This window comes from Rhizobium hidalgonense, assembly GCF_005862185.2.
Lineage (GTDB): Bacteria > Pseudomonadota > Alphaproteobacteria > Rhizobiales > Rhizobiaceae > Rhizobium > Rhizobium hidalgonense.
Window position 1 is genome coordinate 328,636 of sequence record NZ_CP054027.1, and the last position, 26,836, is coordinate 355,471.

Below are 26,836 nucleotides of genomic sequence, written 5' to 3' on the forward strand. Positions count from 1 at the left end.
GCGCCTATCCCTGTTTTGTGCCTGTTGTTATTTTAAAACGCTGTCGGCTTTATGCCGGGAACGGAGGACAGGGTCAGAACTCCTCCCAGCTTTTGGCGCCAGCTACGGTCGCGCCATGCGCCCTTGCCACCCGCGAAACGAGATGCAGCGCCGGCGAGCCCTGTTTTACGTCGTGCCTGCCAGGGCTCTGGACTTCGCCCGGGAGGCGGAACCGCGACAGGAGGACACGCAGCGTTTCGGCTTCCGTCGCAAGCTTGTGACTGGCGGCGGTACTTTCCTCGACCATTGCGGCATTCTGCTGGGTTGCCTGATCCAGCGAATTGACCGCCTGGTTGATCTCCTTGAGGCCGGTTGCCTGTTCCCTCGATGCTTCGACGATCGCGACGACATTGCCGTTGATATCGCCAACCTGAGCGACAATCTCCTCGAGTGCCTTGCCGGTCTGGCCGACGAGGCCGACGCCGTTCTTGACGAGCTCACTCGAGGTGTTGATCAGCGCCTTGATCTCCTTGGCGGCCTTGGCGGAGCGCTGAGCGAGTTCGCGAACCTCCTGGGCGACGACCGCGAAGCCCTTGCCGGCTTCACCGGCGCGCGCCGCCTCGACGCCGGCATTCAGCGCCAGCAGGTTGGTCTGGAAGGCAATGTCGTCGATGACGCCGATGATGTTGGTGATTTCGCGTGAAGATTGTTCGATCTGATCCATGGCCGCGACGGCATTGCGGACGACCGTGCCGGATTGTTCGGCACCTTGTTTGGTCTTGGCGACAAGGCGGCCTGCTTGGTCGGCGCGACGGCTGGAATCGTTGACCGTGGTGGTGATCTCTTCCAGCGCTGCTGCCGTCTCCTCCACGGATGCAGCCTGTTGTTCCGTTCGCTTGGAGAAGGAGTCGGCCGATGCACCGATCTCGCGCGAGCCGGCGGCGATCGCGCCGCCATTCTCGCCGATCGTCTTCATCGTCTCAGCAAGGCCTTGAATGGTAGTGTTGAAATCGTGGCGCAACTGCTCCATCGAGGGGACGAAGGGGGTATCTACCGTCTTCGTCAGATCGCCCTCCGAGAGAAGGCGCAGCGCACCGCCGAGTTGGGAAATTGCGCTCATCCGCTGGGTGACGTCGGTCGCAAACTTGACGACCTTGTAGACCTTGCCGTCGGCATCGACGATCGGATTATAAGCTGCCTGGATCCAGATTTCGCGCCCGCCCTTGCCGAAACGGACAAATTCGTTGGCGATGAATTCACCATCGGCAAGACGGCGCCAGAAGTTGCCGTATTCCTCGGTGCGGATATGGGCCGGGTCGCAGAAGATGCTGTGATGTTTGCCGGCGATTTCGGCCAGCGAATATCCCATGGCCTGGCAGAAATTCTCGTTCGCTGTCAGGATTTCACCCTTCGGAGTGAATTCGATCACCGCCTGCGAGCGCGAGATCGCCTCCAGCTTGCCCGCATCTTCGACCGCCTGCTTCTTCGCCGCCGTGATATCGGCGGCGAATTTCACCACCTTGAATGGCTTTCCACCTTTTGTAACGGGGTTGTAGGACGCCTGGATCCATATTTCCCTGCTGCCCTTGGCAAGACGCTTATAGGCGCCGGCATCATATTCGCCGCGTCCGAGCCGCGCCCAGAAGGCGCGATATTCAGGCGTTGCCGTATAGGCCGGCTCGCAGAACATACTGTGGTGCTTGCCGATGATCTCGTTCAAGCGATAACCAAGCGCGTTGCAGAAATTCTCGTTCGCCGTGAGAATATTGCCGCTGAGATCGAATTCGATGATCGCCTGCGATTTGGAGATGGCGTCGAGAATATATTTCGAATCGGAGGTGAGACCAAGCATTTCTGTCCCTTTGAGATGCACAGCGTCTGCTGTTTGGCTGGAGAAGCGAGAGGGCGGACGAGGTATGCCGGTGCCGGGAAGAAACAATATTCGCTTATCGTTCCGTCTGCGCCGGATTTGCCATCCGTATGCTTCCTGACGATGCTGAGGGAGCGTGGTTAATATTACGTATAAAAGCTAATGCTAATAATATGGTAGTGATACAGCAAGTTTGGCGAAGACGGCAATAAAAAACCGCCCCGGTAGGGCGGCTTTCAAGTTACGAATGATAACGGCCTTTCAGGCCGCCAGTTCATCCGTCTCGTTTTCCTTGAACATCTTGGCGAGGTTCAGGAAGCAGATCATGCCATTTTCCGATGCGATGATGCCTTCGCAATAGGCGCGATCGAAGGAGGCGGTCACTTCGGGCACCGGCTGGACCTGGCTGGACGAAATGGTGAGAATATCCGAAACGCGGTCGACGAGCATGCCGATGACCATGCTGTGCACTTCGGCGACGACAATGGCGCTGCGTTCATTGGCGACCGTGCTCTTCATGCCGAGCTTATAGGCAAGGTCGATAATCGGGATGACCGAGCCGCGCAGGTTCATGACGCCGATAACATCGGCCGGCGCATGCGGGATCGGCGTCGACGGCGCCCAGCCGCGGATTTCGCGGATGGTCGTCGTCTTGACGCAGAATTCCTGATCATGCAGGCGGAAGGCAATGATCTCGAGCGTATCGCCGCTGAAGCTAGTGGAATTGATCGTGGTCATAGAATTCTTCCCAACTGTCGTAAGCCAGGGCAGAAGCGGGCGCGCCACCATTGGCGCGGACGAGCTTTGCCTTCACACCACGCGATGGCTTTGCGCTCGGCCAAGCATCGTTACGGTTATCGACGACATTAACGGAAGAGTGTTGCCCAAATCTAAATCGGCAACCGGATTTGCGAAGGTTTGGTCCTCGATTGAGGTCAGCTAATGGTCTTTTCGATCTGCGAGACCGCCCAATCGACCTGCTCCCTCGTGATCACCAGCGGCGGAGCGAGGCGAATCGTATGGTCGTGCGTATCCTTGGCGAGCAGGCCGCGTTCCTTCAGCGCATGACAATATTGGCGCGCGCCGCCGGCTTCGGGTTCCAGTTCGACAGCCATCATCAGGCCGCGGCCGCGCACGTCCTTGACGATGTTCGAGCGGATCGACCTGAGGCCTTCGAGAAAATAGTCGCCCATGACAGCGGCATTCTCGATCATGCCCTCTTCCGTCAGCACCTTGAGTGCTGCGCGCGCCACCGCGCAGGCGAGCGGATTGCCGCCAAAGGTCGAGCCGTGCTGGCCGGGCTTCAGCACCCCCAGTACCGCGGAATTGGAAAGCACTGCCGAGACGGGATAGAAGCCGCCGGACAACGCTTTGCCGATCAGTGTCACATCGGCCTCGATGCCTTCGTGCTCCTCGGCCAGCAGCTTGCCGGTGCGGCCGAGGCCGGTCTGGATTTCGTCGAGGATGAGGGTGACGTTGCTATCGGTGCAGAGCTCGCGGATGCGGGTGAAATATCCTGCCGGCGGGATGATGACGCCGGCTTCCCCCTGGATCGGCTCGATCAGCGCGGCGACCGTATTGCCATTGATGGCGGACTCGAAGGCCTCGGCATCGCCGAAGGGAATGGTGCGGAAGCCCGAAGTGTAGGGGCCGAAGCCGGTGCGGGCGTCGGGATCGGTGGAGAAACTGATGATGCTCAGCGTCCGGCCGTGGAAATTGTCGGCGCAGACGATGATCTCGGCCTGGCCTTCCGGCACGCCCTTGACCTCGTATCCCCATTTGCGCACCGCCTTGATGGCGGTCTCCACCGCTTCGGCGCCGGAATTCATCGGCAGGATCTTGTGCGAGCCGGTGAGCGCCGCAAGTTCTTCGTAGAGATAAGCGAGCTGGTCGTTGCGGAAGGCGCGGGAGGTGAGCGTTAGCCTGCCCGCCTGCTCGACCATGGCAGCGAGGATTTTCGGGTGACAATGGCCCTGGTTGACGGCGGAATAGGCCGAGAGGCAATCAAGATAACGATTGCCGTCGGTATCCCAGACATGAACACCTTCGCCGCGCGTCAGAACAACGTCGAGCGGCTTGTAGTTGTTGGCGCCGAGACGCTGTTCGGTGGCGATCAGTTTTTCCGAAGTGTTCATGTTTCTTCCCCTCTAGATCATGGCCGAAAAATGTGAGTTCCAGGCGGCGCGTGCCTTTTAAGCCGCACGTGTCGGGCGATCGAAGATGCGGCGGCCGAACAGGCTTGCCGTCAGTTCCACCAGGACGCGGGCGCTCTTGCCGCGATCGTCGAGAAACGGATTGAGTTCGACGAGATCGAGCGACGAAACGAGGCCGCTGTCGGACAGCATTTCCATCACCAGATGCGCCTCGCGGAAGGTCGCGCCGCCGGGCACCGTCGTGCCGACGCCGGGGGCAATTTCGGGATCGAGAAAATCGAGATCGAGGCTGACATGCAGCAGGCCGTTCGCCCTGGCGACGGCATCGAGGATCTCCCGCATGATGGCGCCGATGCCCTGCTCGTCGATCGCGCGCATATCAAAGACGTTGACGCCGTGTTCGTGAATTTCCTCGCGCTCACGCGCATCGACCGAACGGATGCCGACCTGGAAGACATTCTTCGGGTCGACGAAGGGACGATCCTTCGGCAGGATCTCAGCGAACTCCGCCTCGCCGCAGAAGAAGGCGACGGGCATGCCGTGAATATTGCCGGAGGGCGAGGTGGCGGGAGAGTTGAAATCGGCATGGGCATCGAGCCAGAGCACGAAAAGCGGTCGGCCTTTGCCGGTGGCATAACGGGCCATGCCGGAGACGCTGCCCATGGAAAGACTGTGGTCGCCGCCGAGAATCAGCGGGAAGCGGCCGGAGGCGGCGACGTCGTGGACGCTGCTTTCGAGCGCACGGGTGAAGGCGCCGACGATTCTCAGATTGTGAGCTTTCGGATGGTTTGGCAGGTCCATCGCCGGCACGATCCTGAGATCGCCGATATCGGCGACGTCATGGCCGAGCTCGATCAGCGTCTGGTCGACGCCGGCGATGCGCAGGGCCGCAGGCCCCATGGCAGCGCCCCTGCGGCCGGAGCCTTCTTCCAGCGGCGCGCCGATGAGGGTGACAGATCGCGATTGGGCATTCATTCGAAGGGCTCCGTGTTGAGGCCTGTTTGGGCCGATAGTGGGATAAAGCGCTGACGGCAAAAAGATGGAAAAGTGTCAGAAATGGATTATGATTGCGCAAATTGATAAATCTATTTTGACAAAGTGATCAGCGTGGACGATCTCGATACCGAACTTCTGAGTGCACTTCGCCACAATGCCCGGATTTCCGTTTCCTCGCTTGCGGCTATGACCGGCGCCTCGCGGGCAACGGTTGCCGCCCGTATCGACCGGCTGGTCGCCGGCGGTACCATCGTCGGCTTCACCATCCGCACCGGTCATGAGACGCGGTCGGCCGGCGTGCGCGCCATCGTGATGATCGAGGTGCTCGGCAAACTCGCCGACCGGGTGGCCGATCAGCTCCGTGGCCTGCCGCAGGTCCGTGCCCTGCACAGCACCAACGGCAAATGGGATTTCGTCGCCGAACTCGAGGATCGCGACCTCGTTTCGTTCGACGAGACGCTGCGCCGCATCCGGCTGATCAACGGCATCAACTCGACGGAGAGCAATATTCTGCTCAAGACCAGCAAGACGGGTTTTTAGCGTATGATCTGCGGAACTAGCCCCTCATCCGGCTGCCGCCACCTTCTCCCCGCACGCGACCTCTCCGTCCCTCTCCAACCTTTCGCGTGGCACGTCCCCACTCCCGTCAAAACGGGAGAGGGTTAGGGTGTGGGGCAGTTTTGGGATTCGAACTGGACCACCATCCGCTACGTGCTTCTCCTGAATTAAGCCGGCTCAATATTCCCGTTCATAGACGATGCCCGCTTCGCCGGCGCCGTTGCCGCCGGCCGCGCCGCGGAGCTTGACGCCGCGGCCGACGTCGAGGTTGATGATCGCCTTAGCTCCGGCCGCACCGCCCTGCTGCAATTCGAAATAGGTGCGGTCGTTCAGATAACGGCCGACGCTGACACTCGTCTGGCCCTTGGAATCGGTGCTGATATCGAGATCGTCGACGCCGAGCTGATTGCGCAGGCCTTCGAAAAGCGAGGTCGAGCGGTTGCCGGCCAGCTGGCTGACGGCGTCGGCGAGCTGGGCGATCTGCACCGGCGAAAGTTTTGACATCGACTGGCCGAAGATCAGCTGCGCCAGCACCTCATCCTGCGGCAGCTGCGGCGAAGAGGAGAAGGTAATCGCCGGATCGGTGGCGAGGCCCGCGACGTCGACGGTCAGTGTCGTCGAGCCGGAGGTTGAGCTCGCTTCCATATCAAGGGCCGGCGTCAGGTCACCGGCAAATGTGATCCTGCTTTTGTCGGTAAAATCCAGACGGCGGTTGAGAATGGTCAGGCGGCCGCGGCGCATGGTAAATCCGCCGGTCACGATGGGTGCAGCCGCCGTTCCGCGGATCGTCACCTGGCCGCCGAGCTCGGCATCGATGCCGCGGCCGCGTGCAAAAATATGCGAAGGCGCGTCGATTACGAGATCGAGGGTCATCGTCGAGGATTTCTCGCCGGGTTTCCGCTCGCCATCGTCGCGCAACTGCGCAAGCACCGCTCGGGGCGCATTCTTGTGGCGGATATCGATTTCCCTGAGCGAGGTCGGCAATTTTTCAGGCACGGTGATCGAAGTCTTGTCCAGGCGAAGCTTGCCGGTCAACGTCGAATTCATGATCGGCCCGCGCAGACCGAGCGTGCCGTCGACCGTCGAGACGACAAGCGTCCCATCGACATAGACCGCTTTGTCGAGCTTGATCGAAATATCGGCGGGAAAGCCGCCGGCCGGTTGGATGCCGATGGTGCCGCTCGCCGAAATCGTGCCGCCGCCACCGAGATTGCCGTTGAGGCGCGATATCACGGCCTGGCTGCCGTTGAAGGTGACGGCCGCCGTCAGATTGTTGACGGCGAGATTGCGCCGGACATCGACCAGCTTCGCGCCTGATGTCGAGACGGTGCCGTTGATGACGGGTGCTGCGGCCGTTCCGCCAACCTGCAGGTTGACGGTGGCGACGCCGTCGGCGACGAGTCCCTGCTCCGCCAGCGGCGCGCCGAGCACGGCGAAGGGGAGATTGCCGTTGAAGCGCATGTCGAGGGCGCGATTGCCTGATATCACCACGCTGCCGCCGCCCTTCAGCGACATGCCGGCATCGCCGGCAAGGCTGGTGTCGACCGTCAACCTGTTTCCGGCAAGCTTGCCTGATGCCCCGATGGTGAACGGCGAAAGGCCGGCGCCTTTTGTCTGGCTGGTTGCGGCGTTTTTCCAGTCGACCTTGAAATCGACGGAGGGCGCCGATAGCGCGCCGGTGGCCTTTGCGGTCGCCGAAACCGCGCCCTCGGCCGCAAGGCCCGGAACAAAGCCATTGGCGATCGCAGCCGGAACATTGGCGGCATTTGCCGTGACATCGACCGCGCGGATCGACGTGCCGGCGAGCGAAAGATTGCCGGCGGCTTTCACCGCAATGCCGCCGCCGCCGCTGAGATTGGCATCGAAATCGAGCCGGTCACCTGCGTATTTACCCGTCGCCGCCAGCGCCAGGCGGGAGAGGCCGGCAGCCTTGGTGTGGCTGGTTGCGGCATCTTTCCAATCGAGCTTGAAATCGACGATCGGATTGGTCGAGGTTCCCGAAGTGACGGCGCTTGCCGAAAGCGTGCCTTCGGCACCGAGACCGGGAACGAAGGCATTGGCGATATTGGCCGGCAGTGCGGGAATATCGGCATTGACCGAAAGGTCGCGGATGGCGGTACCCGCGATGGTGACGCCGCCGGTCGCCTTGGCCAGCACCCCGTCCTTGCCGGCAAGGTTGGCGTCGAAGTCGACCCGGTCATTGGCGTATTTTCCGGATGCCGCGGCATTCAGGCCCGAAAGGCCGCTGCTTTTGGTCTGGGCCGTGGCGGCGTTCTTCCAGTCGAGCTTGAAATCGACGGCCGGTTTGGGAAGCGCGCCGGAGGCGGATGCCGTTCCCGACACCGTGCCTTCGGCGGCAAGACCGGGGACGAAGCCGTTGGCAAGGGCCGCGGGCAAGTTGTTGAGATCGGCCTTGACGTCAAGGTTGCGGACCGACGTGCCTGACATGGCGATATTGCCTGCGGCTTTCAGCGAGAGGCCATCCTGGCCCCCGAGATTGGCATCGAAATCGAGCCGGTTGTCGGCCAAACGACCCGATGCGGCAAGCGCGAGGCCCGAGAGATGAGCAGTTCTCGTGTGGCTGGTCGCGGCATCCGTCCAGGCGAGTTTGAACTCGGCCGTCGGTGCGGCGATTTTGCCGGCGGCGGAAAGGCCGCCCGATATTGTGCCCTCTGCCGCTAGGTCAGGGACAAAGGCATTGGCGAGACTGGCCGGAACCTTCCCGATCTCGGCATCGACCTTGACGCTGTCGATCGTCGTGCCGGCCAGCGCGACGTTACCGTCGGCTTTCAACGACAGGCCCTTGTCGCCGCCCGCTGCCGCATTGAAATCAAGCTTGTTGTCGGCGAATTTTCCAGATGCGGTCATGTCGAGGCCCGCAAGGCCGGCACGTTTCGTGTGGCTCGTCGCCGCGTCTTTCCAATCAAGATCGAAATTCGCGGTTGGAGTCGAAAGTGAACCGCTCGCCGAGACCTTCCCGGAAATCATGCCTTCGGCTGCAAGATCGGCAACGAAGCCGTTTGCCAGCCTTGCTGGAATATTTGCCAGCGTTGCATCGACCTTGATGTTCTCGACCGTCGTGCCTGATATGGCGACATTGCCCGCGCTTTTCAGCGAGAGACCTTCGTCACCGCTGGCCGCCGCGTTGAAATCAAGCTTGTTGTCGGCAAACTTTCCCGATGCGATCAGATCGACGGCGGCAAGGCCGGCACGTTTCGTTTGGCTCGTCGCTGCCTTTTTCCAATCGAGATCGAAATTCGCAGTGGGAGCGGCTAAGGAACCTGCGGCCGAAAGCTTTCCGGAGATCGTGCCTTCGGCGGCGAGATCGGCGACGAAACTATTTGCGATACCAGCCGGAACATTCGCCAGCACTGCATCGACATTGGCGTTGCCGATTGTCGTATCTGTGATGTCGACATTGCCGTTTGCTTTCAGCGACAGCTTGTCGGCGCCCGATATCGCCGTGTCGAAATCGAGTTTGCTGTCGGCGAATTTTCCCGAAGCCTTCACGGCGAGATTCGCAAGGCCAGCCCGTTTCGTGTGGCTCGTTGCAGCACCTTTCCAATCGAGATCGAAATTGGCGATCGGAGCGGAAACGGGCCCGGTCGCCGAGACCTTTCCGGAAACCGTGCCTTCGGCGGCCAGATCGGCAACGAAACCATTGGCGATGCGGGCGGGCAGGTTGATTATATCGGCGTTAACATCCAGGACCAGTGCCTTTGGGTCGGCGAGCCCGACATTGCCGGCGGCCTTCAGCGACAGGCCGTCATCACTGCCCATCGTCGTATCGAAATCGAGCCTGTTGTCGGCGAACCTGCCGCCCGCAGTGATGCCGAGCGGCGCCAGCCCGGCGCCCTTGGTCTGGCCGGTCGTCGCATCCTTCCAGTCGAGCTTGAAATCGGCGACGGGGGCGGCCGGCGTTCCTGTCACCGCAATCGTTCCGGAGATCGTGCCGCCAGCGGAAAGGTTCGGCACGAAACCATTGGCCAGCGCCGCCGGCAGTTCGTGGATGTCGGCATTGAGCTTCAGCGTCTCGCCGGCGGAACCGGTGACGCTCACAGAACCGGTGCCGGTCTTCAGCGTCAGCCCGTTCAGACTGGCGGCACCGCCGCCGATGGCGACCTTTGTCGGTGCGGCAAGCTCGACCGGGATATTGCGGGGGCTTGCCGAGAAGCGATCGAGGTTGAGGTCGATCACGCCGCCTGCGGCCTCGATATTGCCTGCCGCGACAACCGGATTGCCGTCATAGGCGGCATTCAGATCGAAATCGGTGTGGTTCTGCTGCTTGGTGAAACCGAGCGAAAGGTCGGCGAGCCTGTTTTCTCCGGCCGCCACCGCGTCGGCCTTGACCGTGCCGTTTGCCGCAAGGGCGCGGAGATCGCTGATGTTGACATCGATATCCGGCTTGACGATCGCAAGCGTGTCGCGGCGGATCGAGCCGCCCGATGCCAGTAGCTTCAGGGCGATCTTGCTGCCGTCGCTCTCGACGCCGAGCGACCCCTTCAGATCGCCCTCAGCCTTTGTCCGCCGAGGGCGGCGAGCAGGCCGATATTGGGGAAGTCGAAGCTCAGGGCGCCTGTCGGTTCCAGGGCCGGCGAAAAATCCAGATTGCCGGTCAGCCGGTTGCCGCCGATATCGGCGGTCAGCGCCGGAATGCTGATCTTGCCGTCTTCGGAGCGGATGTCGCCGTTGATGCCAATCGGCTGGCCATCGATCGTGCCGGTGGCGGCGATCTTGCCCTGCGGCGCCTTGGGATCGGCAAGACCCGACAGGTCGATATTAAGATTGCCGAGTACGCGGTCGGCCATCTCAACGCGGGGGGCCTTGAGATTGGCCGTCACCGAGATTGCCGGCAGCTCGCCGCCAACTCTCAACGCGTAACCAGCCCCGCCGCTACCGCCAGTCATGAGTTTGCCGATGTCGGGCAGCCGGCCGGAGAGATCGGCATTCAACTTCGAGCCGTCGATCGCGACATTGCCGGAGGCCTCAAGCGTGCCGGAGTTCAAGACCAGGTTGGACAGCGCGAATTTCGATGGGATGGTGCCGGCCAGCTGGCTTTCGAGCGAGATCGGTCCGTCAAACCTGCCTGAGACCGCAACTGGCAGGGCTGCCGGCGCGATGGTCAGCTTGACGTTGCCGGTCAGCGCCTGGTCTGTCAGCCGGTAGGAACCGTTGAGGCCGCCGTTGATATTGGCGCTTTCGACGGTGGTGCCGTTAAAGCCGATGCTGCCGGGCGTTATCTGCAGAGGCGAGGCGATCGTGACCGGGCCCTGGACGGCGCGATTGAGGTTCGGCTCCGTAAAGGTCATGTCGCCGGCAACGAGACGCAGCTGGACGCTGCCGGACCGGGCGGCGAGATTGAAGGCATCACTCTTTGCCGTCAGCTTGATATTGCCGATATTGCCCTGCGGCAGGGTTGCGGTGTCGAGCGAGCCGCTGACATTCAGCCGCGCCGCGCGAGCATCGCCCGTCAGTGCCAGGTTGAGACCGGAAATCAAAAAGCGAGCTTCGCCTTCGGCGAGCGGCCAGCGGAAATCGACAGGCCCCGATGTACCGAGCAGATTGGCGTTTAGGCTGTTGTTGCCGGCCGGATCGAGCGTGCCTGAGGCGGCGATGACGACGCTGCCGGTGGCGATATTGCCGGTCTGGATATCGATCCTGCCGTGATCGTCGAAGGTGGTGGCGAGATCGATATTGGTCTGGCCGGCAAAAAGCGGCCGGAATGCCGATGGAAGCAGCGAGCTCAGGTCGCCGCCGCCCTTGAGGTCGAGGTGGTGCAATCCGTCTGCACCGATCTGATGCCGGGCCTCGATTGCGGCGCGCTGCTGGCCGTCGAGAGCGGCCTGCACTTTGCCCCGCCAGTCGGATATCGGTCCCTGACCGTCGAGATCGACGTTGACGGCGGGATTGTCGGGCAGGCCGAGAAAGCCCGCCAGCAGCCCGCCCTTCGGTTCGGAAAGCTGCGCCTTCAGCCGCAGCCGGTTTTCGGCCGGCGCATAGGCGATATCGGCGGCGAGCCGTGCATCCGGGACGGCATGCCGGCGAACATTGACGATTGCCTCGCCGCCCTCGCGGTTTGCCGACAGGCTACCCTCGGCGGCGAGCGCGAAGGCGCGGCCGGCAAAGGGTTCGGCCAGTTTGATATCGGGCAGCGCCACACGGTCGATATCGACTTTGATCGGAAGAGCGAAGCCACCGGCATCTTCTGCTTTGGGCCGCGAGGGCAGGGTGCGCACCGGCTTGCGCAGCACGTTGATCGCTTCGATCTCGAAGCGTTTGGCGTGGAAGGTCCCGGTCAGCAGCGCCAGCGGGTTCCAGTCGATCGCCAGCCCATGAATTTCCGCAAACACGCCCCTGGTGTCGGAGACCGTGATGTCGGCGGCGCGAAGCCCGCCGGTCAAAAGACCTTGCGGTTCACGCACCGTAATTGTCATGTCGCGGTTGGAAAGCGTCGAGGCGATCTTTTCGGTGACGATGCGGGCGCCAAAGGCGGTAAAGCCGAAGATCGCCAGTGCCATGACGGCAAGAATCAAGGTGGCGCCCACACCATAGGCGGTGAGCCGCAGGAACCAGTTGACGATTTTTGCCAGCGTTTGCATCGGCGCGGACACTACCCCGTTTTCATAATGGCTCACAAATCGGCATTGGTCATTCTAGAAGGACTGGCCGATGCCGGCGTAGATTCCATAATCTGTGCCATCTTCGTACTTGTTCAGTGGCACGGCAAAATCAAGCCGCAGCGGGCCGAAAGGTGTGGCATATCGTATTCCCGCACCGGCGCCGGCGCGGATATCGGAAAAGCCGGGAAAAGTGCTGTCCGATACGGTGCCGACGTCGACGAAGGGCACTATGCCGATCGTATCGGTGATCTTGATGCGGGCCTCCAGCGAACCGGTGACATAGGACCGGCCGCCGGTGGGGTCGCCATTGTCGTTATAGGGCGAGATTTCCTGATAGCTGTAGCCCCGCACGGAGCCGCCTCCGCCAGCGAAGAAGCGCTGCGTGGCGGGAATATTCTCGATGCCATCACCGCCGATCAGCACACCGGCGGCGACCTTGCCGGCGAGCACCAGGCGATCTTCGGCGCCGAAGGGCAGATAACCGGAGACCGAGCCCTGAAAGGCGGCATAGGGCGTGGCGTTGAAGATCTCGTAACCCGGCTTGGCCGAAAATGTCGCGCGATAGCCTTCGGTCGGGTTGAACTTGTCGTCGCGGGCGTCGCGGTCATATTGAAGCGGCAGGGTGAAGGTCAGATAGTCGTTGATGCCGAAAGCGTCGTCGTCGCGCTCCCAGCTGACCTCGCCGCTTGCCGAGACGGTGTCGCGGTCGGTCAATTCGTAGGAGAGGCCGAGCGAGGCGGTGACGAGCGTCGCATTATAGGCATCCGGGTTTTCGGTCTTGGCGACGATGCCGGCCTTCAGTGTGGCGGCCGGGAAGAAGGCGCCGGGCTTGGTGAAGAGGATACCGGCGGAATAGTCGAGGCTGCCGAGATCGGTGGTTTCGCCCAGTCGCGAGACCGATCCCTCGATCCGCAGCGTTTCGGCTTCGCCGAACAGGTTGCGATGGCCCCAATAGCCCTGAAGACCGAAGCCGTCGGTGGTGGAATATTGCGCGCCGACACCGAAATAGCGCCGCTTGCCTTCGGAAACCTCGATCGTCATCGGCAGCGTGCCATCCGGGGCCAGCGCATCGCCTTCGTGGATGGTGACGCTCGAAAAGACGCCGAGGGCGCGAAGCCGCTCGCCGGCTTTTTTCAGCGCTTCCGGGGAATAGGCTTCGCCCTTGTCGAGCCGGGAATAACGCTGGATGAAAGCCGGCTTGACGGTCTTTTCGCCGGTGACGCCGACATCGCCGATCGGGGCGACCGGGCCGCCTTCGGCAGCAAGGACGATATCGACGGTATCGCTCCTGTGGTCGGCGACCACCTTGCGTTCGGTCAGCTTGGCGAAGGGCCGGCCCTCGCTCTTCAACTGTTCGACGATCTTGTCACCGGCCTTGATGATGGCAAGCGATCCGGCCTCGGCGCCCGGGGCCAGATCGTAATCGGCGGGATTATGGTTTGCGGCATCGCCGCCGAACTGGACCTCCCTGACCTTGAAAACCGGGCCGGGGGTTATGTCGACGGTGACCGGGACCGGCCCCGCCCGGTCGAAGGTCGGATTGGGCGGCAGGGCGTCGATATCCTTGCCGTCGATCGTGATCGTCACCACGCCGCCATACCGGGCTTTTTCATATAAGGCTGCGATCAGCCGCTCGCGGTCGTCGCGCGCCTTGACAACGACGCCGAGATCGCCGGAAACCGGCTGCTTCTGGTCGCTGAGGAGGCGGGAGCTGTTTTGCAGCGCTTCTTTCAGGTCGGGATCGGCGGTTTCGGCTTTGAGGTCGACCTCATAGCGCACCGGATCGGGCACTTGCTGAGCTTCGTCCTCGTCCTTGCCGAAGATGGTGATGCCGAAAAGCTTGAAGGCGTAAGCGTCGCCGATCAGGACCGGTGAGAACGCAGCTGCCGCTGCGACCACCATCATGGTGCCTGTTCGCCGATACGCAATACCTGTTTTCGGGCCTGTCCCTCTAATCCGCATACGCCGCTTTTGGTTACGTCTAAAATGAAGCTTCGTTGCCCAGCCGTGAACAGCTTAGCGGCAAAATTGCGCCGGGTGTACCATTTTAAATTGCCAGCGCGTTATTTCAGCACAAAAAATCCCGGAGGTGTGTCCGGGATTTCCTGTTTTTGCCGATTTGCCAAGCGGTCTCAGCGCGGGCAGGCATCGATGTAGCGGCGGCCGTAACGGTCGCGATAGTAGCACTGGCCGGGCTGTTCGGCGACGCTGCCGATCAAGGCGCCGGAGACGCCGCCGATAGCGGCACCGACCGCTGCGCCGCGAACATCGCCGGTGACGACGCCGCCGATGACCGCACCGGATGCAGCGCCGATGCCGGCCCCCTGCTGAGTCGGGGTGCAGCTTGCGATCGACAGGCCGATCAATGCAAGTATGACAGCTTTTTTCATCGTTTTCTCCTGGGTTGTCGCCCAATGGGCATAGGCCGTCCCTATTGTTTTTTGGCACGCTAGCTCGAAAACTATGTCGGAAGAAAGGGTTGTCCACTACTGCACTGTTTTTTTTGCGATAGGGGCGGTCGACGTCCTCCCCCAGGGATCGCAAACCCGACTGCGTCTACGGCATCAATTTCCTTGCTCGCGGCGTGCAGATTTTTTATCTGGAATCATTCAAAAAACTGGGCCTTTTGCCGCAGTTGATGTTAAAGCAAAGGGTAAGCATTGACGCGCGGACGTCCGGTCGGCAAGAACGGCCGCGCGATACTGGAGCATATGATGGATTTCGAAGCGTTTTTCAAAAACGAACTGGACGGGCTTCATGCCGAGGGCCGTTACCGCGTTTTTGCCGATCTCGAACGTCACCGCGGCAATTTTCCGCGCGCGACGCGCCATACGGCCGATGGCGTAAAGGAAGTCACGGTCTGGTGCTCCAACGACTATCTCGGCATGGGCCAGAACCCGAAGGTGATCGAGGCGATGAAAAACGCCATCGACCACTGTGGCGCGGGTGCGGGAGGCACCCGGAATATTTCTGGCACCAACCACTATCACGTCATGCTCGAGCGTGAGCTTGCCGATCTGCACGGCAAGGAAGCAGCACTGATCTTCACCTCCGGCTATGTCTCCAACTGGGCAGCACTCGGCACGCTCGGCGCCAAGATTCCTGGCCTCATCATCTTCTCCGACGCGCTGAACCACGCCTCGATGATCGAGGGCATCCGTCATGCCAAATGCGGCAAGGTGATCTGGAAGCATAACGACGTCGCCGATCTCGAAGCCAAGCTTGCTGCCGCCGATCCGACGGCGCCGAAGCTGATCGCCTTCGAGAGCGTCTATTCGATGGACGGCGATATCGCCCCGATCAAGGAGATCTGCGATCTCGCCGACAAATACGGCGCGATGACCTATCTCGACGAAGTGCATGCGGTCGGCATGTACGGCCCGCGCGGCGGCGGCATTGCCGAGCGCGAGGGGCTGATGGACCGGCTGACGGTGATCGAAGGCACGCTCGGCAAGGCTTTCGGGGTGATGGGCGGCTATATCGCCGCGTCGGCGGCCCTTTGCGATTTCATTCGTTCGTTCGCCTCCGGCTTCATCTTCACCACGGCGCTGCCGCCAGCGCTTGCCGCCGGTGCGGTCGCCTCGATCCAGCACCTGAAGGTCAGCCAGTTCGAGCGCGCCCGCCATCAGGACCGGGTGCGCAAGCTGCGGGCGCTGCTCGACCAGCGCAGCATTCCGCACGTGCCCAATCCGAGCCATATCGTGCCGGTGCTGGTCGGCGATGCCGCCAAATGCAAGTGGATCTCCGACCTGCTGCTCGACAATTGCGGCGTCTATGTCCAGCCGATCAACTATCCGACAGTGCCGAAGAAGACCGAGCGCCTGCGCATCACGCCGACGCCGCTGCATTCCGACGCCGATATCGCCCATCTGGTCGAGGCGCTGCATTCGCTCTGGTCGCGCTGCGCGCTGGCAAGGCACGTCGCCTGATCATTCGATGATCGCCCGGGTTCAAACCGCGAATCAGGACCTCCCTCGGAGGTTCTGACCGCGCTCGCTTCTGCGCGCCCGAGCTCCCCCACAAATCCCCGATCGCCCCGCAAGAGCATCCGTTGCCGCCGCTGTGCTGCTGCGCTCAGCGGCCGCGTATGTCGCAAGCCGGCTTGGTCGATGGGGATCTGTCTTCCCCTGCATTCCTTCCCCGCTGCGCCTGCCGCCTCCATCCTTCTTTCGAATTGCATGAGAAAACCTTTTCTCACTTGACACTGAGGTTGGTAAAAGCTTTTCTCAAGCCAATTCAGCAGGAGGACGGTCTGAACATATCGGGAGGAAAAAGAGGCAGGATCACCATCCATGAGGTGGCGGCGGCTGCCGCGGTGAGTATCTCGACCGCGTCGAAGGCGCTCAACGACACCGGTCGGATGGGAGCGGAAACGCGCGAACGGGTGAAGCGGATCGCTGGCGAAATCGGATATCGGCCGAACGCGCTGGCGCGAGGTCTTCTCAGCAAACGCAGCTTCACCATCGGGCTGCTGACCAACGACACCTACGGTCGTTTCACGCTGCCTGTGATGGCGGGTATTTCGGACGCGCTCGTCGATCACGGGGTTTCGGTTTTCCTGTGCGCCATCGAAGACGATCCGGCGCTCGCCCAGATCCATGTCGATGCGATGCTGGACAAGCAGGTCGACGGCATCATCGCCACGGGAAAGCGCCTGGACAGGCGTCTGCCTGTCGATCTGTCGAATTTGCATGTGCCTGTCGTCTACGCCTTCACCGAGGGGACGCCGAACAGCGTTACCTTTCGTTCGGACGACGAACAGGGCGCGCGACTGGCGGTGGAATGGCTAGTCAAGGCCGGTCGGCGGCGGATTGCGCATATCACCGGGCCGGAGGAGTTCTTCTCGGTGCGCGAACGGGCCGGCGCCTATCATGAGGTGGCAGGCCATCGCGAGCCGGTGCTTTACGGCGTCTGGGCGGAAAGCTGGGGCCATGAGGCGGTCGAACAGCTCTGGAAGAGGCCGGGAGAAAAACCGGACGCGCTCTTCTGCGGCAACGATCAGATCGCCCGCGGCGCCTCGGATGCGCTGCGCGAGCGCGGCGTCAAGGTGCCGCGGGACGTTTCGGTGATCGGCTTCGACAATTGGGAGATTGTCGCGGCGCAGACGCGGCCGCCGCTGACGACGGTGGATATGGAGTTGAAGGAGCTCGGGCGGCAGGCCGGATTGACGGTGCTGGCGCTTGCGGAAGGACGGTCCGTCGAGCCGGGTGTCCGGAAATTGCCGTGCCGGCTGATCGTCCGGCAATCATGCGGGGGCAATGCCCCCAAGGAATGAGAAGCAGGAAATGAGCAAGGGCGCAGGGAGATGCGCCATATCGGGAGGAAAGTCATGATCAAGCGTCTATTGGCGGCGACCAGCATCGCTACCCTATGTCTGTTTTCGGCCGCATCGGCGGCTGAAAATGTCGAAATGTGGGTTCGTTCCGGCATCGGCGACGCCTTCAAGAAGGTGGTCGAATCCTATAATTCCAGCCATGAGAACAAGGTCGTGATGACCGAGGTGCCGTTCTCCGAGCTGGTGCAGAAATATGCGACGGCGATCGCCGGCGGACAGGCGCCGGACGCGCTGTCGATGGACCTCATCTACAATCCCGCCTTTGCCGCGGCCGGCCAGCTGGAAGACCTGACGGACTGGGCAAAATCGCTGCCCTATTTCAATTCGCTGTCGCCGTCGCATGTCCGCCTCGGCACCTATCAGGACAAGATTTACGGCCTGCCGCTCTCCGTCGAGACATCGGTCTTCGCTTGGAACAAGGATCTCTACAAGAAGGCCGGTCTCGACCCGGAAAAGGCGCCTGATAACTGGGATGAAATCACCGCCAATGCCGAGAAGATCCGGGCTCTTGGTGACGATACCTACGGCTTCTATTTCTCCGGCGGCGGCTGCGGCGGCTGCATGATCTTCACTTTCACGCCGCTCACCTGGGGTGCCGGCGCCGATATCCTGTCGACCGACAGCAAGAAAGCGACGCTCGATACGCCTCAGATGCGCAAGGCCGTCGATATCTACCGCAACATGGTCAAGAAGGACCTGGTGCCGGCGGGTGCGGCCAGCGATAACGGAGCCAACTTCCTGTCCTTCACCAACGGCAAGATCGGCCAGCAGAGCCTCGGCGCCTTTGCGATCGGCACGCTGGTGACCCAGCATCCCGATATCAACTTCGGCGTCACCCTCATTCCCGGCGTCGACGGCAAGCCGTCGTCCTTTGCCGGCGGCGACAATTTCGTCATCACCAAGGGCACCAAGAAGATCGACGCGGTGAAGGGTTTCCTCGAATATATCTATTCGATGGACGGCCAGAAGATCATGGCGAAATACGGCAGCCTGCCGACGCGCGGCGATATCGCCGACAAGGTGCTGGAAGGTCTCGATCCGCGCATGCAGGTCGGCCTGAAGGCGATCAGTGTCGCCAAGACGCCCTATACGCTGCAATTCAACGATCTGATCAACAGCGCCAACGGCCCGTGGGCAAGCTTCACCAACGCCGCGATCTTCGGCGACGATGTCGACGGTGCGTTCTCCAGCGCCCAGTCGGAAATGCAATCGATCATCGATAGCGGCCAATAACTCTCCCAAGGCCGCGGCCGGGGAGCGGTGGCAGCTTCCCGGCCAATTTCAATTGACAGATGCGGAGCGTGTTGATGACCGGTTCCGGTTCAGAGACCCTATTGCCTCGGCGCAGGCGACGGCGCCAATCGAATTGGCGCGGCCTTGCCTATATCGCGCCGGCTATGGCGCTGGTCATCGTCTTCTTCGTCATGCCGGTGGTCTTCACCGGCTGGATGAGCCTGCATAACTGGCCGCTGATGGGCGCGTCGCGCTGGATCGGCCTCAACAATTATTACCGCATGGTCAACGACACCCGCTTCATGACGGCGCTGAATTTCACCGCCTATTATACCGTGATCGTCACCATCGCGATTTTCGCCATCGCCTTTCCACTCGCCATCTTCGTCGAGAAGGAACGGCAGTTCGTCAGTGCCTATCGCACCATCATCTTCCTGCCCGTCGTCGTCGGTCTTGCCACCGCCTCGCTGCTCTGGGTCTGGCTTGCCAATGTCGATAGCGGCTTTATCGGCCCGGCCCTGAAAGCGCTCGGTCTTGTCGAAAAAAGCCCCAATCTGCTGGCGACCTTCGACACCGCCTTTCTGACAATCGTGGTGATGGTCGTCTGGAAGATCGCCGGTTTCACCATGATCATTCTATTGACCGGGCTGCAGGCCATTCCGTCCGAACTGACGGAGGCCGCCCGCATCGATGGCGCCGGCCGCTGGCAGCGTTTCCGTCACCTGACGCTGCCGCTGATGCGCAAGACGATCGCGCTGGCGCTGATCGTCTCGGTCACCGGCTCTATCCTCGCCTTCGACCAGTTCTACATCATGACGGCGGGTGGACCGCAGAACAAGATGATCTCGGTGGTCTACTACATCTTCAACCAGTCCTTCGTGTCGTTCAATCTCGGTTATGGCGCGGCACTGTCGATCGTGCTGCTCGCCATCCTGATGGCGATCAGCGTCGTGCAGCTCTGGCTGCTGCGCGTCGGGGAGGAACGCCCATGAGCACCTCACGGCAACGCCGCGCCCGCAAAGCGATCCGCGTGAAATCCGCTTATCATCTCACCGGCATCGCCATCTCGATCTTCTTCCTGGCGCCGTTTGCGATCACGCTGCTGTCCTCCTTCCGGCATGGCACCGAGGCCAGCCTGCCGCCCTTGCCGCCATGGCCGACCTCGGGCGTCAGCATCGATTCCTATGCGCTGCTCGACACGTTCGGCGCCGGCATCTGGCGGCATATGATCAATTCGCTGTTCGTCTCGGTCGCCACCGTTGTGCTGACCGTCGCCGTCAGCCTGCTCGCCGGCTACGGCTTCTCGCGCTATCGCTTCCCGATGAAGAATGCGCTTTTCGTGCTGATCATCGCCACGCTGATGATCCCGTTCCAGTCGATCCTGACGCCGCTGTTCATCATTCTGGCAAAGCTCGGCCTCAACAATTCGCTGCTTGGGCTGACGCTGGTCTATGTGACGCTGCAGCTGCCCTTCTCGGTCTTCATGATGCGCAATGCCTTCGATGCCGTGCCGAAGGAGATCGAAGAGGCGGCGCGCATCGACGGCGCCCGCGACCTCAGGCTGCTTGCGCGCGTTCTGCTGCCGCTAGTGCTTCCGGGGGTGGCGACAGTGGCGATCTTTGCCTTCCTCAATGCCTGGAACGAGTTTCTGGCCGCCCTCGTACTGCTCTCCAGCAACGAGAAATACACTTTGCCGGTGCTGATGACGGCGGTTCGCGCCGGACGGCTCGGCGCCATTAACTGGGGAGCGGTGCAGGCCGGTGTCGTCGTCATGACGATCCCCTGCCTGATCGTCTTCCTGCTGCTGCAACGCTACTACATGCGCGGGCTGATGGCCGGCGCGGTGAAATGATCATAGGGAAAGTCGAGCCATGACCAAATCAAGCAACGACCGCCAGTTTCGTCCCGTCGCCGTTCCCGATGTCGAGCTCGGCGGCTTCTGGGGCAGATGGCAGGACGCCGTCTGTAACTCCACCGCCGAAACCCTGCTCGACCGCTGCGTCGAGGCCGGCATGCTGAAGGCGATCGACGTCAATCAGCCGAGCCCCGGCGTCGTCATTCCCATTCAGCCCTGGGGCGGCACGACGCAGATGTTCTGGGATTCCGATCTCGGCAAGTCGATCGAGACCATCGCCTATTCGCTCTATCGCCGGCCGAACCCGAAGCTGGAGGCGCGCGCCGACGAAATCATCGACATGTATGAGAGACTGCAGGATAAGGACGGTTATCTGAATGCCTGGTTCCAGCGCGTCGAGCCCGCCCGCCGCTGGACCAACCTGCGCGACCATCACGAGCTTTATTGCGCCGGCCATCTGATGGAGGCCGCGGTCGCCTATTATCAGGCGACCGGCAAGCGCAAGCTGCTCGATATCATGTGCCGTTTTGCCGATTACATGATCACCATGTTCGGCCATGGCGAAGGCCAGCTCCCGGGCTATTGCGGCCATGAGGAAATCGAGCTGGCGCTGGTCAAGCTCGCCCGTGTCACGGCTGAGAAGAAATATCTCGACCTTTCGAAGTTCTTCATCGACGAGCGCGGCACCGAGCCGCACTTCTTCACGGCGGAAGCCGCTCGCGACGGCCGGAGCGCTGCCGACTTCCATCAGAAGACCTATGAATATGGCCAGGCACACCAGCCGGTGCGCCAGCAGACGAAGGTCGTCGGCCATGCGGTGCGCGCCATGTACCTCTATTCCGGCATGGCCGATATCGCCACCGAATATAAGGACGACAGCCTGACGGCGGCGCTGGAAACGCTCTGGGACGATCTGACCACCAAGCAGATGTACATCACCGGCGGCATCGGCCCGGCAGCCTCCAATGAAGGCTTCACCGACTATTACGACCTGCCCAATGATACGGCCTATGCGGAAACCTGCGCCTCCGTCGGCCTGGTCTTCTGGGCAAGCCGCATGCTCGGCCGCGGGCCGGACCGGCGTTATGCCGACATCATGGAGCAGGCACTCTATAACGGCGCGCTGCCCGGCCTTTCCACCGACGGCAAGAGCTTCTTCTACGACAATCCGCTCGAAAGTGCGGGCAAGCACCACCGCTGGAAATGGCATCATTGCCCCTGCTGCCCGCCGAATATCGCCCGGCTGGTGACCTCGATCGGCTCCTATATGTATGCGGTTGCCGACGATGAAATCGCCGTGCATCTCTATGGCGAAAGCACCGCCCGGCTGAAGCTTGCCAACGGCGCCGAAGTCGAACTCCAGCAGGTGACCAACTATCCGTGGGACGGTGCGGTCGCCTTTGCCACCAAGCTCAAGACGCCGGCGAGATTCGCGCTGTCGCTGCGCATTCCCGATTGGGCGGAGGGGGCTACCCTCAGCGTCAATGGGGAAAGGCTCGATCTCGGCGCCACCATGCGTGACGGCTATGCCAGGCTCGATCGGCAATGGGCCGATGGCGATCGTGTCGATCTTTTCCTGCCGCTATCGCTTCGCCCGCAATATGCCAATCCGAAGGTGCGCCAGGATGCTGGCCGCGTCGCCTTGATGCGCGGCCCGCTGGTCTATTGCGTCGAGACAACGGACAACGGCCAGGATCTCAATGCCATCGTCCTGCCACGCGAGCTGCCGGCGGCCGAAGCCGTCGTGCTGAAGGACCTCAACGATGCAGTCGCCCTCGATCTCAAGGTCGAGCGCGAGGAGACGTCGAATTGGGGCGCGCCGCTCTACCGCAAGGCGCCGGCCGAAAGGCAGGTCGCCACGGCGCGTTTCGTGCCCTATCATCTCTGGGATAACCGTGCGCCCGGCGAGATGCTCGTCTGGGTCCAGTCGGACAAGTAGGTCGTTTGGGGATGACGAACGGTATGGCTAACAAGAGCGTCGTGCTCCAGGACGTGCGAAAAAGCTATGGCAATCTGAAGGTGGTCCACGGGATCGACCTGACGATCGAAGAAGGGGAGTTCGTCGTCTTCGTCGGCCCGTCCGGCTGCGGAAAATCGACGCTGCTTCGCATGATCGCCGGCCTGGAGGACGTCACCGACGGCGAGGTCGAGATCAAGGGACGCATGGTCACCGATCTCGACCCGTCCGAACGCGGCATCGCCATGGTTTTCCAGTCCTATGCGCTCTATCCGCATATGAGCGTGCGCGACAACCTGGCTTTCGGGCTGAGGATGGCGCGCACCGATGCCACGGAGATCGAGACGCGGGTGAAGGCTGCGTCCGCCATCCTGAAGATCGACCACCTTCTCGACCGGCGGCCGGGCCAGCTTTCCGGCGGCCAGCGTCAGCGGGTGGCGATCGGCCGGGCGATCGTGCGCAAGCCGGACGTTTTCCTGTTCGACGAACCGCTGTCCAATCTCGATGCGGAACTGCGCGTTTCGATGCGCATCGAGATTGCCCGCCTGCACCGCGAGCTCGGCAACACGATGATCTATGTCACGCACGACCAGACCGAGGCGATGACGCTCGCCGACAAGATCGTCGTGCTGCGTGACGGCCGGGTCGAGCAGGCCGGAACGCCACGGCAGATCTACGAAGATCCTGCCAATACCTTCGTGGCGGGCTTCATCGGCTCGCCGAGGATGAACCTGCTGAATGCCCGCTGGGGAGAGGGGGGCGTCGAGGTCGCCGGCGCTCGCATCGAAACCGCCTTGATCGGGACGGACCGGCCAGCCGGAGGCGCGGTGACGCTCGGTCTGCGGCCGGAGCATCTGAAGGTGGCGGCCGATCAGTCGGGCAAGCTGACCGCCAGGGTTGATTTCTCGGAATATCTCGGCGGAACGCAATATCTCTACTGCCAGCTTGCCGATGGCCAGTCGCTGACGGTCGAGCACCGCTCACCGATCGGCATCGCGGCGGGCGAAGAGGTCGGCCTGCTGTTCGAACCGGCGGATTGCCGATTGTTCGACGAGGCTGGCAACCGGCTGCGGTAAGAGCTAGCCAGCGACCTCCAGGTTCATCAGATCAGCTGCCCTTTGCCGCGCCTGCCTGTCGGCGGCAAAGACCTCGTCCATGGTGGTGGCCGGCGGCAGGCCGGCCAGATCGTCCATCACCCGTTCGGTGATCTCGGCCATGGCGAGGAAGGGCAGCCGCCCTTCGATGAAGGCTTCGAGTGCCACTTCCTTGGCGCCGTTCAGCACCGCGCCCTGAACGCCACCGCGTGTCATCGCCAGCCGCGCCAGCCGCAATGCCGGAAACCGAACTTCGTCCGGCGCCTCGAAATCGAGCCTGGCGAGCCTGGCGAAATCCAGCCGCTCGATCGGCAGGTTCGGCCGGCGCGGAAAGGACAGGGCATAGCCGATCGCCGTGCGCATATCCGGCGCGCCGAGCTGGGCCAGCACCGATCCGTCGGTATAGCCGACCATCGAATGGATGATCGATTGCGGATGGATGATGACCTCGATCTGTTCGGGCGTCAGGCCGAACAGATGCCGGGCTTCGATCATCTCCAGCGCCTTGTTGAACATCGAGGCGCTGTCGATCGAGATCTTCAAGCCCATCGACCAGTTCGGGTGGGCGCGCGCGGTTTCCGCCGTCACACCGGCCATTTCCTTCAGCGAGGCGGTGCGGAACGGGCCGCCCGAGGCCGTCAGCACGACCCGCTCGATGGCATGGCGCTGGTTTTCCTCCAGTACCTGAAAAATTGCATTGTGCTCGCTATCGACCGGGAGCAGCCGGCCGCCGCCCTTGCGGATCGCTGCAATGAACAGATCGCCGGCCGAGACCAGGCATTCCTTGTTGGCAAGGGCGATATCGGCGCCGCGCTTGGCTGCTGCCAGCGTCGGCGCCAGGCCGGCCGTGCCGACGATCGCCGCCATCACCCAGTCGGCGTCGCGGTCGGCCGCTTCCATCAGGCCGGATTTTCCCGATGCGACCGCAATGCCGCTGCCGGAAAGTTCGTTTTTCAGTGATTCGTAAAACCGGTCATTTGCCGTCACCGCCATCCCAGCGCCGAAGGCTTTTGCCTGCTTGGCCAGCAATTCGACATTGCCGTTGCCGGTCAGCACGGAGATTTCGAAGTTTTCCCGCCCGCCCAGGTGATCGACGACCTTGAGGGTGTTCCGGCCGATCGAGCCGGTCGAGCCGAAGATGCTGAGGCGCCGCGGCGCGGTTTTGCCGGTCATTATCTGCAATTTCGCGAAAATTTCCCTTGTAGGCTCAGGCTCTACTAGGCTTTGCGGGGGGCGGCAAGTGTGCAGTGCAGCAGATTTCATCCCTCAAGGGGTTTACAGAGCGGCGGCTGGATGTGATCCTTGTGACGTTGCTGGCGGATTCGAAATTCGTCGCGCCGTTCACGGTCGCAGAGGCAATTCGGGACGCTGCGGCACCCATCGAAACCGGTACTGAGGTGCCGGCGGCCTTCGGCCAAACATGAAAATCGAGGATGAAACCGGGATAGACGGCTTGGCCGCGATCCCTCATCGCGTGCGCTGCAAGCGCATTCATACCTGCTGTTGCGGTGTCGGCGCCGCAGCCCTGTGCCTGGTCAAAATGTTGGATTTCATGACGATCTTCAAAACAGCCTGCATTCTTCTGGCGGCCCTGCCGTCGCTCACTTCGGCTGCAAAGGCCGACGACCTGCTGATCTGGTCGCCGGCAAAACTCTCCGACCGCTCCTACAAGGCGACGATGGGTTTTCGCCTGCCGGCCGAATGGGAAACCAGCGCCGGCGCCGATATTGCGCTCGCCTCGACCAAAGGCGGAGCGCCGCTGCCCGATTCCGAACAGGCCATGCTCTGGGGACGGATCGTCAGGACAAACGTCACGCCGGCAGGCCAATCCCAGCGGGGCGCAAGGATCAGCGTCGATACGCTGCGCGGCAGCGGCGCGCTGACGCTCAGCCGCTCACGCAGTTGGATCCTATCGGACTCGCTCGATATGCAATCGAGCCGGTCGATCAGTGTCCAATATGACGCGGTCGATATCAAACAGGCTTCGGTGACGGCGTCGCAGGCGCTGAAGCTGATCCATCCCTGGACGGGAACCTCGCTTTCGGCGGGTGCCGGCATCAGCAATGCCAGCGGCGATTTTTCGAGTTCGGTTGCCGTCAACCAGGCGATCCTGCCGAACCTCAATCTCGATGCCTCGGTGAGCAACCCGTTTTCACCATCTGAGGCCGGCAGCGTCAATCTGCGCTATCGCCTCAATTGGTAGCGGGCCTGAAACCAAATCCAGCCGACGGGCGTTTCCTCCGAAGGTTTGACGCCCAGCTTCTACGGAGAAACGGATCATGGTTTTCAAGGAACAGACATTTCACGGGCTCGAGCCCGAGATCGAAGCGGAAATTGCCAATCGCGCATCGGTCGAAGCGGCCGTCGCCAACGCCCTGGCAATTGCCGGCGGCATCGACGCGGCCGATGTCGAAGTGACGATGGAAAATGATCAGATCGTGCTGACCGGTACGGTCGGCACAGTCGGCGAAATCGAACGGGCGACCGCGGTAGCCATGGCCGTGGAAGGCGTGCATTCGGTGCAGAACCGGATACTGCTCGGCGGTCCTGCGATCAATGAGCGGCATTGAGGGGGCGCCTTCGCGTCTCCCAATCCAGCGCTCAGCCTCAACCAGCGAAACGTTCGACCAGGAAGGACGAACCGGCCAGGCGATCTGTCTTCTGCATGGCACCCGATCCCTGTGGGTGATAGGCGATTGCCAGAAGGACGGCGCTGACGGCGACATAGGCGATGGCCAAAAGACTGAGCTTGATACGCATGACGCTTCTCCCTTTCGCCCATAACGCGGCTGATATGGCCGAAGTTCCGCATCGAAAGATCAAATGAAAAGCCCGGCTGATCGGCCGGGCTTCGTGGTTGGATCGCCTATCGGCAGACCCTGGTTTCCTTGATGACCGTATGGCCATGACGACGGATCTTTTCCGTCTTGGTGAAGCAATCGCGGGACACGTGGCGCGCCCGCATATGCTCGCGGTAATAGGGCCGCTCCGCATGACGATAATAAGGGCGTTCCGCATCACGATAGTAGGGGCGGGCGTCATCCGTGGTGATGGTGACGCTGGCCGCTTGCGACGGCATGGCGGAAAAAATGGATGCAGCAGCGAGCGTGCAGGCAAGGATAATCTGTTTCATGACAAGCCTCTCTTTTTGAGTTGGTCATCGGATCAACTCGGCGGAAGCGCTGT

At 61.9% G+C, this 26,836-nt stretch carries 20 protein-coding genes and 1 pseudogene; 11 read left to right on the forward strand and 10 right to left on the reverse strand.

All coding sequences use genetic code 11. From position 1 onward, the window contains the following. Positions 1–73 precede the first annotated feature (73 nt). The 4 genes from FFM81_RS01545 to rocF all read right to left on the reverse strand — a co-directional run bounded on the left by FFM81_RS01545 (position 74) and on the right by rocF (position 4,977). Positions 74–1,831, reverse strand: a complete 1,758-nt coding sequence (locus FFM81_RS01545; protein ID WP_138385221.1) for a methyl-accepting chemotaxis protein — start codon at positions 1,829–1,831, stop codon at positions 74–76. A 279-nt stretch (positions 1,832–2,110) separates the two neighbouring features. Continuing rightward, the gene (locus tag FFM81_RS01550) at positions 2,111–2,587 is read right to left on the reverse strand and encodes a chemotaxis protein CheW (protein ID WP_003567163.1); all 477 of its coding nucleotides are present in this window, start codon (positions 2,585–2,587) and stop codon (positions 2,111–2,113) included. Positions 2,588–2,784: 197 nt separating this feature from the next. Beyond that, complete coding sequence (rocD, locus tag FFM81_RS01555) at positions 2,785–3,984, reverse strand: ornithine--oxo-acid transaminase (RefSeq protein WP_097533317.1); 1,200 nt, start codon at positions 3,982–3,984, stop codon at positions 2,785–2,787. A 57-nt stretch (positions 3,985–4,041) separates the two neighbouring features. Continuing rightward, positions 4,042–4,977, reverse strand: a complete 936-nt coding sequence (rocF, locus tag FFM81_RS01560) for an arginase (RefSeq protein WP_138385220.1) — start codon at positions 4,975–4,977, stop codon at positions 4,042–4,044. A 123-nt stretch (positions 4,978–5,100) separates the two neighbouring features. Here rocF and FFM81_RS01565 point away from each other — a divergent pair, with 123 nt between their 5' ends. Beyond that, on the forward strand, positions 5,101–5,538 hold the full coding sequence (locus tag FFM81_RS01565) for an Lrp/AsnC family transcriptional regulator (RefSeq protein ID WP_003567156.1): 438 nt from the start codon (positions 5,101–5,103) through the stop codon (positions 5,536–5,538). A gap of 195 nt (positions 5,539–5,733) precedes the next feature. On the opposite strand, the pseudogene FFM81_RS01570 reads toward FFM81_RS01565, so the two are convergent. The 3 genes and pseudogenes from FFM81_RS01570 to FFM81_RS01580 form a co-directional block, all read right to left on the reverse strand. Then, positions 5,734–12,155, reverse strand: a pseudogene (locus tag FFM81_RS01570) (translocation/assembly module TamB domain-containing protein). A gap of 54 nt (positions 12,156–12,209) precedes the next feature. Then, positions 12,210–14,138: an autotransporter assembly complex protein TamA gene (locus tag FFM81_RS01575; protein ID WP_172643021.1), complete on the reverse strand. Its 1,929-nt coding sequence runs from the start codon at positions 14,136–14,138 to the stop codon at positions 12,210–12,212. A 170-nt stretch (positions 14,139–14,308) separates the two neighbouring features. After that, positions 14,309–14,566 (reverse strand): YMGG-like glycine zipper-containing protein, encoded by a 258-nt coding sequence (locus FFM81_RS01580; RefSeq protein ID WP_003567150.1) that lies wholly within the window; start codon positions 14,564–14,566, stop codon positions 14,309–14,311. A gap of 324 nt (positions 14,567–14,890) precedes the next feature. Between FFM81_RS01580 and hemA the strand changes: the two genes are divergently transcribed. The 7 genes from hemA (at position 14,891) to FFM81_RS01615 (ending at position 23,632) form a co-directional block, all read left to right on the forward strand. Next, positions 14,891–16,105: a 5-aminolevulinate synthase gene (gene hemA / locus FFM81_RS01585; protein ID WP_138385295.1), complete on the forward strand. Its 1,215-nt coding sequence runs from the start codon at positions 14,891–14,893 to the stop codon at positions 16,103–16,105. A gap of 368 nt (positions 16,106–16,473) precedes the next feature. Then, complete coding sequence (locus FFM81_RS01590; protein WP_025417216.1) at positions 16,474–17,451, forward strand: LacI family DNA-binding transcriptional regulator; 978 nt, start codon at positions 16,474–16,476, stop codon at positions 17,449–17,451. Between the two features lie 54 nt (positions 17,452–17,505). Further along, entirely contained in the window at positions 17,506–18,744 is a 1,239-nt protein-coding gene (locus tag FFM81_RS01595; RefSeq protein WP_138385219.1) for an ABC transporter substrate-binding protein, read from the forward strand. A gap of 74 nt (positions 18,745–18,818) precedes the next feature. Continuing rightward, complete coding sequence (locus tag FFM81_RS01600; protein WP_138385218.1) at positions 18,819–19,736, forward strand: carbohydrate ABC transporter permease; 918 nt, start codon at positions 18,819–18,821, stop codon at positions 19,734–19,736. Then, a complete protein-coding gene (locus tag FFM81_RS01605; protein ID WP_003567139.1) occupies positions 19,733–20,596 on the forward strand; it encodes a carbohydrate ABC transporter permease in 864 nt (287 codons plus the stop codon). Before FFM81_RS01600 ends, FFM81_RS01605 begins: the two co-directional genes overlap by 4 nt. Positions 20,597–20,615: 19 nt before the next feature. Continuing rightward, positions 20,616–22,538 (forward strand): glycoside hydrolase family 127 protein, encoded by a 1,923-nt coding sequence (locus tag FFM81_RS01610; protein WP_138385217.1) that lies wholly within the window; start codon positions 20,616–20,618, stop codon positions 22,536–22,538. Positions 22,539–22,549: 11 nt separating this feature from the next. Then, positions 22,550–23,632, forward strand: a complete 1,083-nt coding sequence (locus FFM81_RS01615; protein ID WP_138385216.1) for an ABC transporter ATP-binding protein — start codon at positions 22,550–22,552, stop codon at positions 23,630–23,632. A gap of 3 nt (positions 23,633–23,635) precedes the next feature. On the opposite strand, the gene dxr is transcribed toward FFM81_RS01615, so the two are convergent. Next, entirely contained in the window at positions 23,636–24,826 is a 1,191-nt protein-coding gene (gene dxr / locus FFM81_RS01620) for a 1-deoxy-D-xylulose-5-phosphate reductoisomerase (RefSeq protein WP_138385294.1), read from the reverse strand. Positions 24,827–24,897: 71 nt separating this feature from the next. On the opposite strand from dxr, the gene FFM81_RS01625 reads away from it, so the two are divergent. From FFM81_RS01625 to FFM81_RS01635, 3 genes are all read left to right on the forward strand, one after another. Continuing rightward, the gene (locus FFM81_RS01625) at positions 24,898–25,074 is read left to right on the forward strand and encodes a hypothetical protein (protein WP_155256643.1); all 177 of its coding nucleotides are present in this window, start codon (positions 24,898–24,900) and stop codon (positions 25,072–25,074) included. 128 nt (positions 25,075–25,202) lie between these two features. Then, the gene (locus FFM81_RS01630) at positions 25,203–25,853 is read left to right on the forward strand and encodes a hypothetical protein (protein ID WP_025417210.1); all 651 of its coding nucleotides are present in this window, start codon (positions 25,203–25,205) and stop codon (positions 25,851–25,853) included. Positions 25,854–25,929: 76 nt separating this feature from the next. Further along, positions 25,930–26,220 carry a BON domain-containing protein gene (locus FFM81_RS01635; RefSeq protein WP_003567133.1) on the forward strand — a complete coding sequence of 97 codons (291 nt, stop codon included), beginning with the start codon at positions 25,930–25,932 and terminating at the stop codon, positions 26,218–26,220. 37 nt (positions 26,221–26,257) lie between these two features. On the opposite strand, the gene FFM81_RS01640 is transcribed toward FFM81_RS01635, so the two are convergent. Then, positions 26,258–26,410, reverse strand: a complete 153-nt coding sequence (locus FFM81_RS01640) for a hypothetical protein (protein ID WP_003567132.1) — start codon at positions 26,408–26,410, stop codon at positions 26,258–26,260. Between the two features lie 106 nt (positions 26,411–26,516). Further along, entirely contained in the window at positions 26,517–26,783 is a 267-nt protein-coding gene (locus tag FFM81_RS01645) for a hypothetical protein (protein ID WP_003567131.1), read from the reverse strand. Positions 26,784–26,836: the final 53 nt, after the last annotated feature.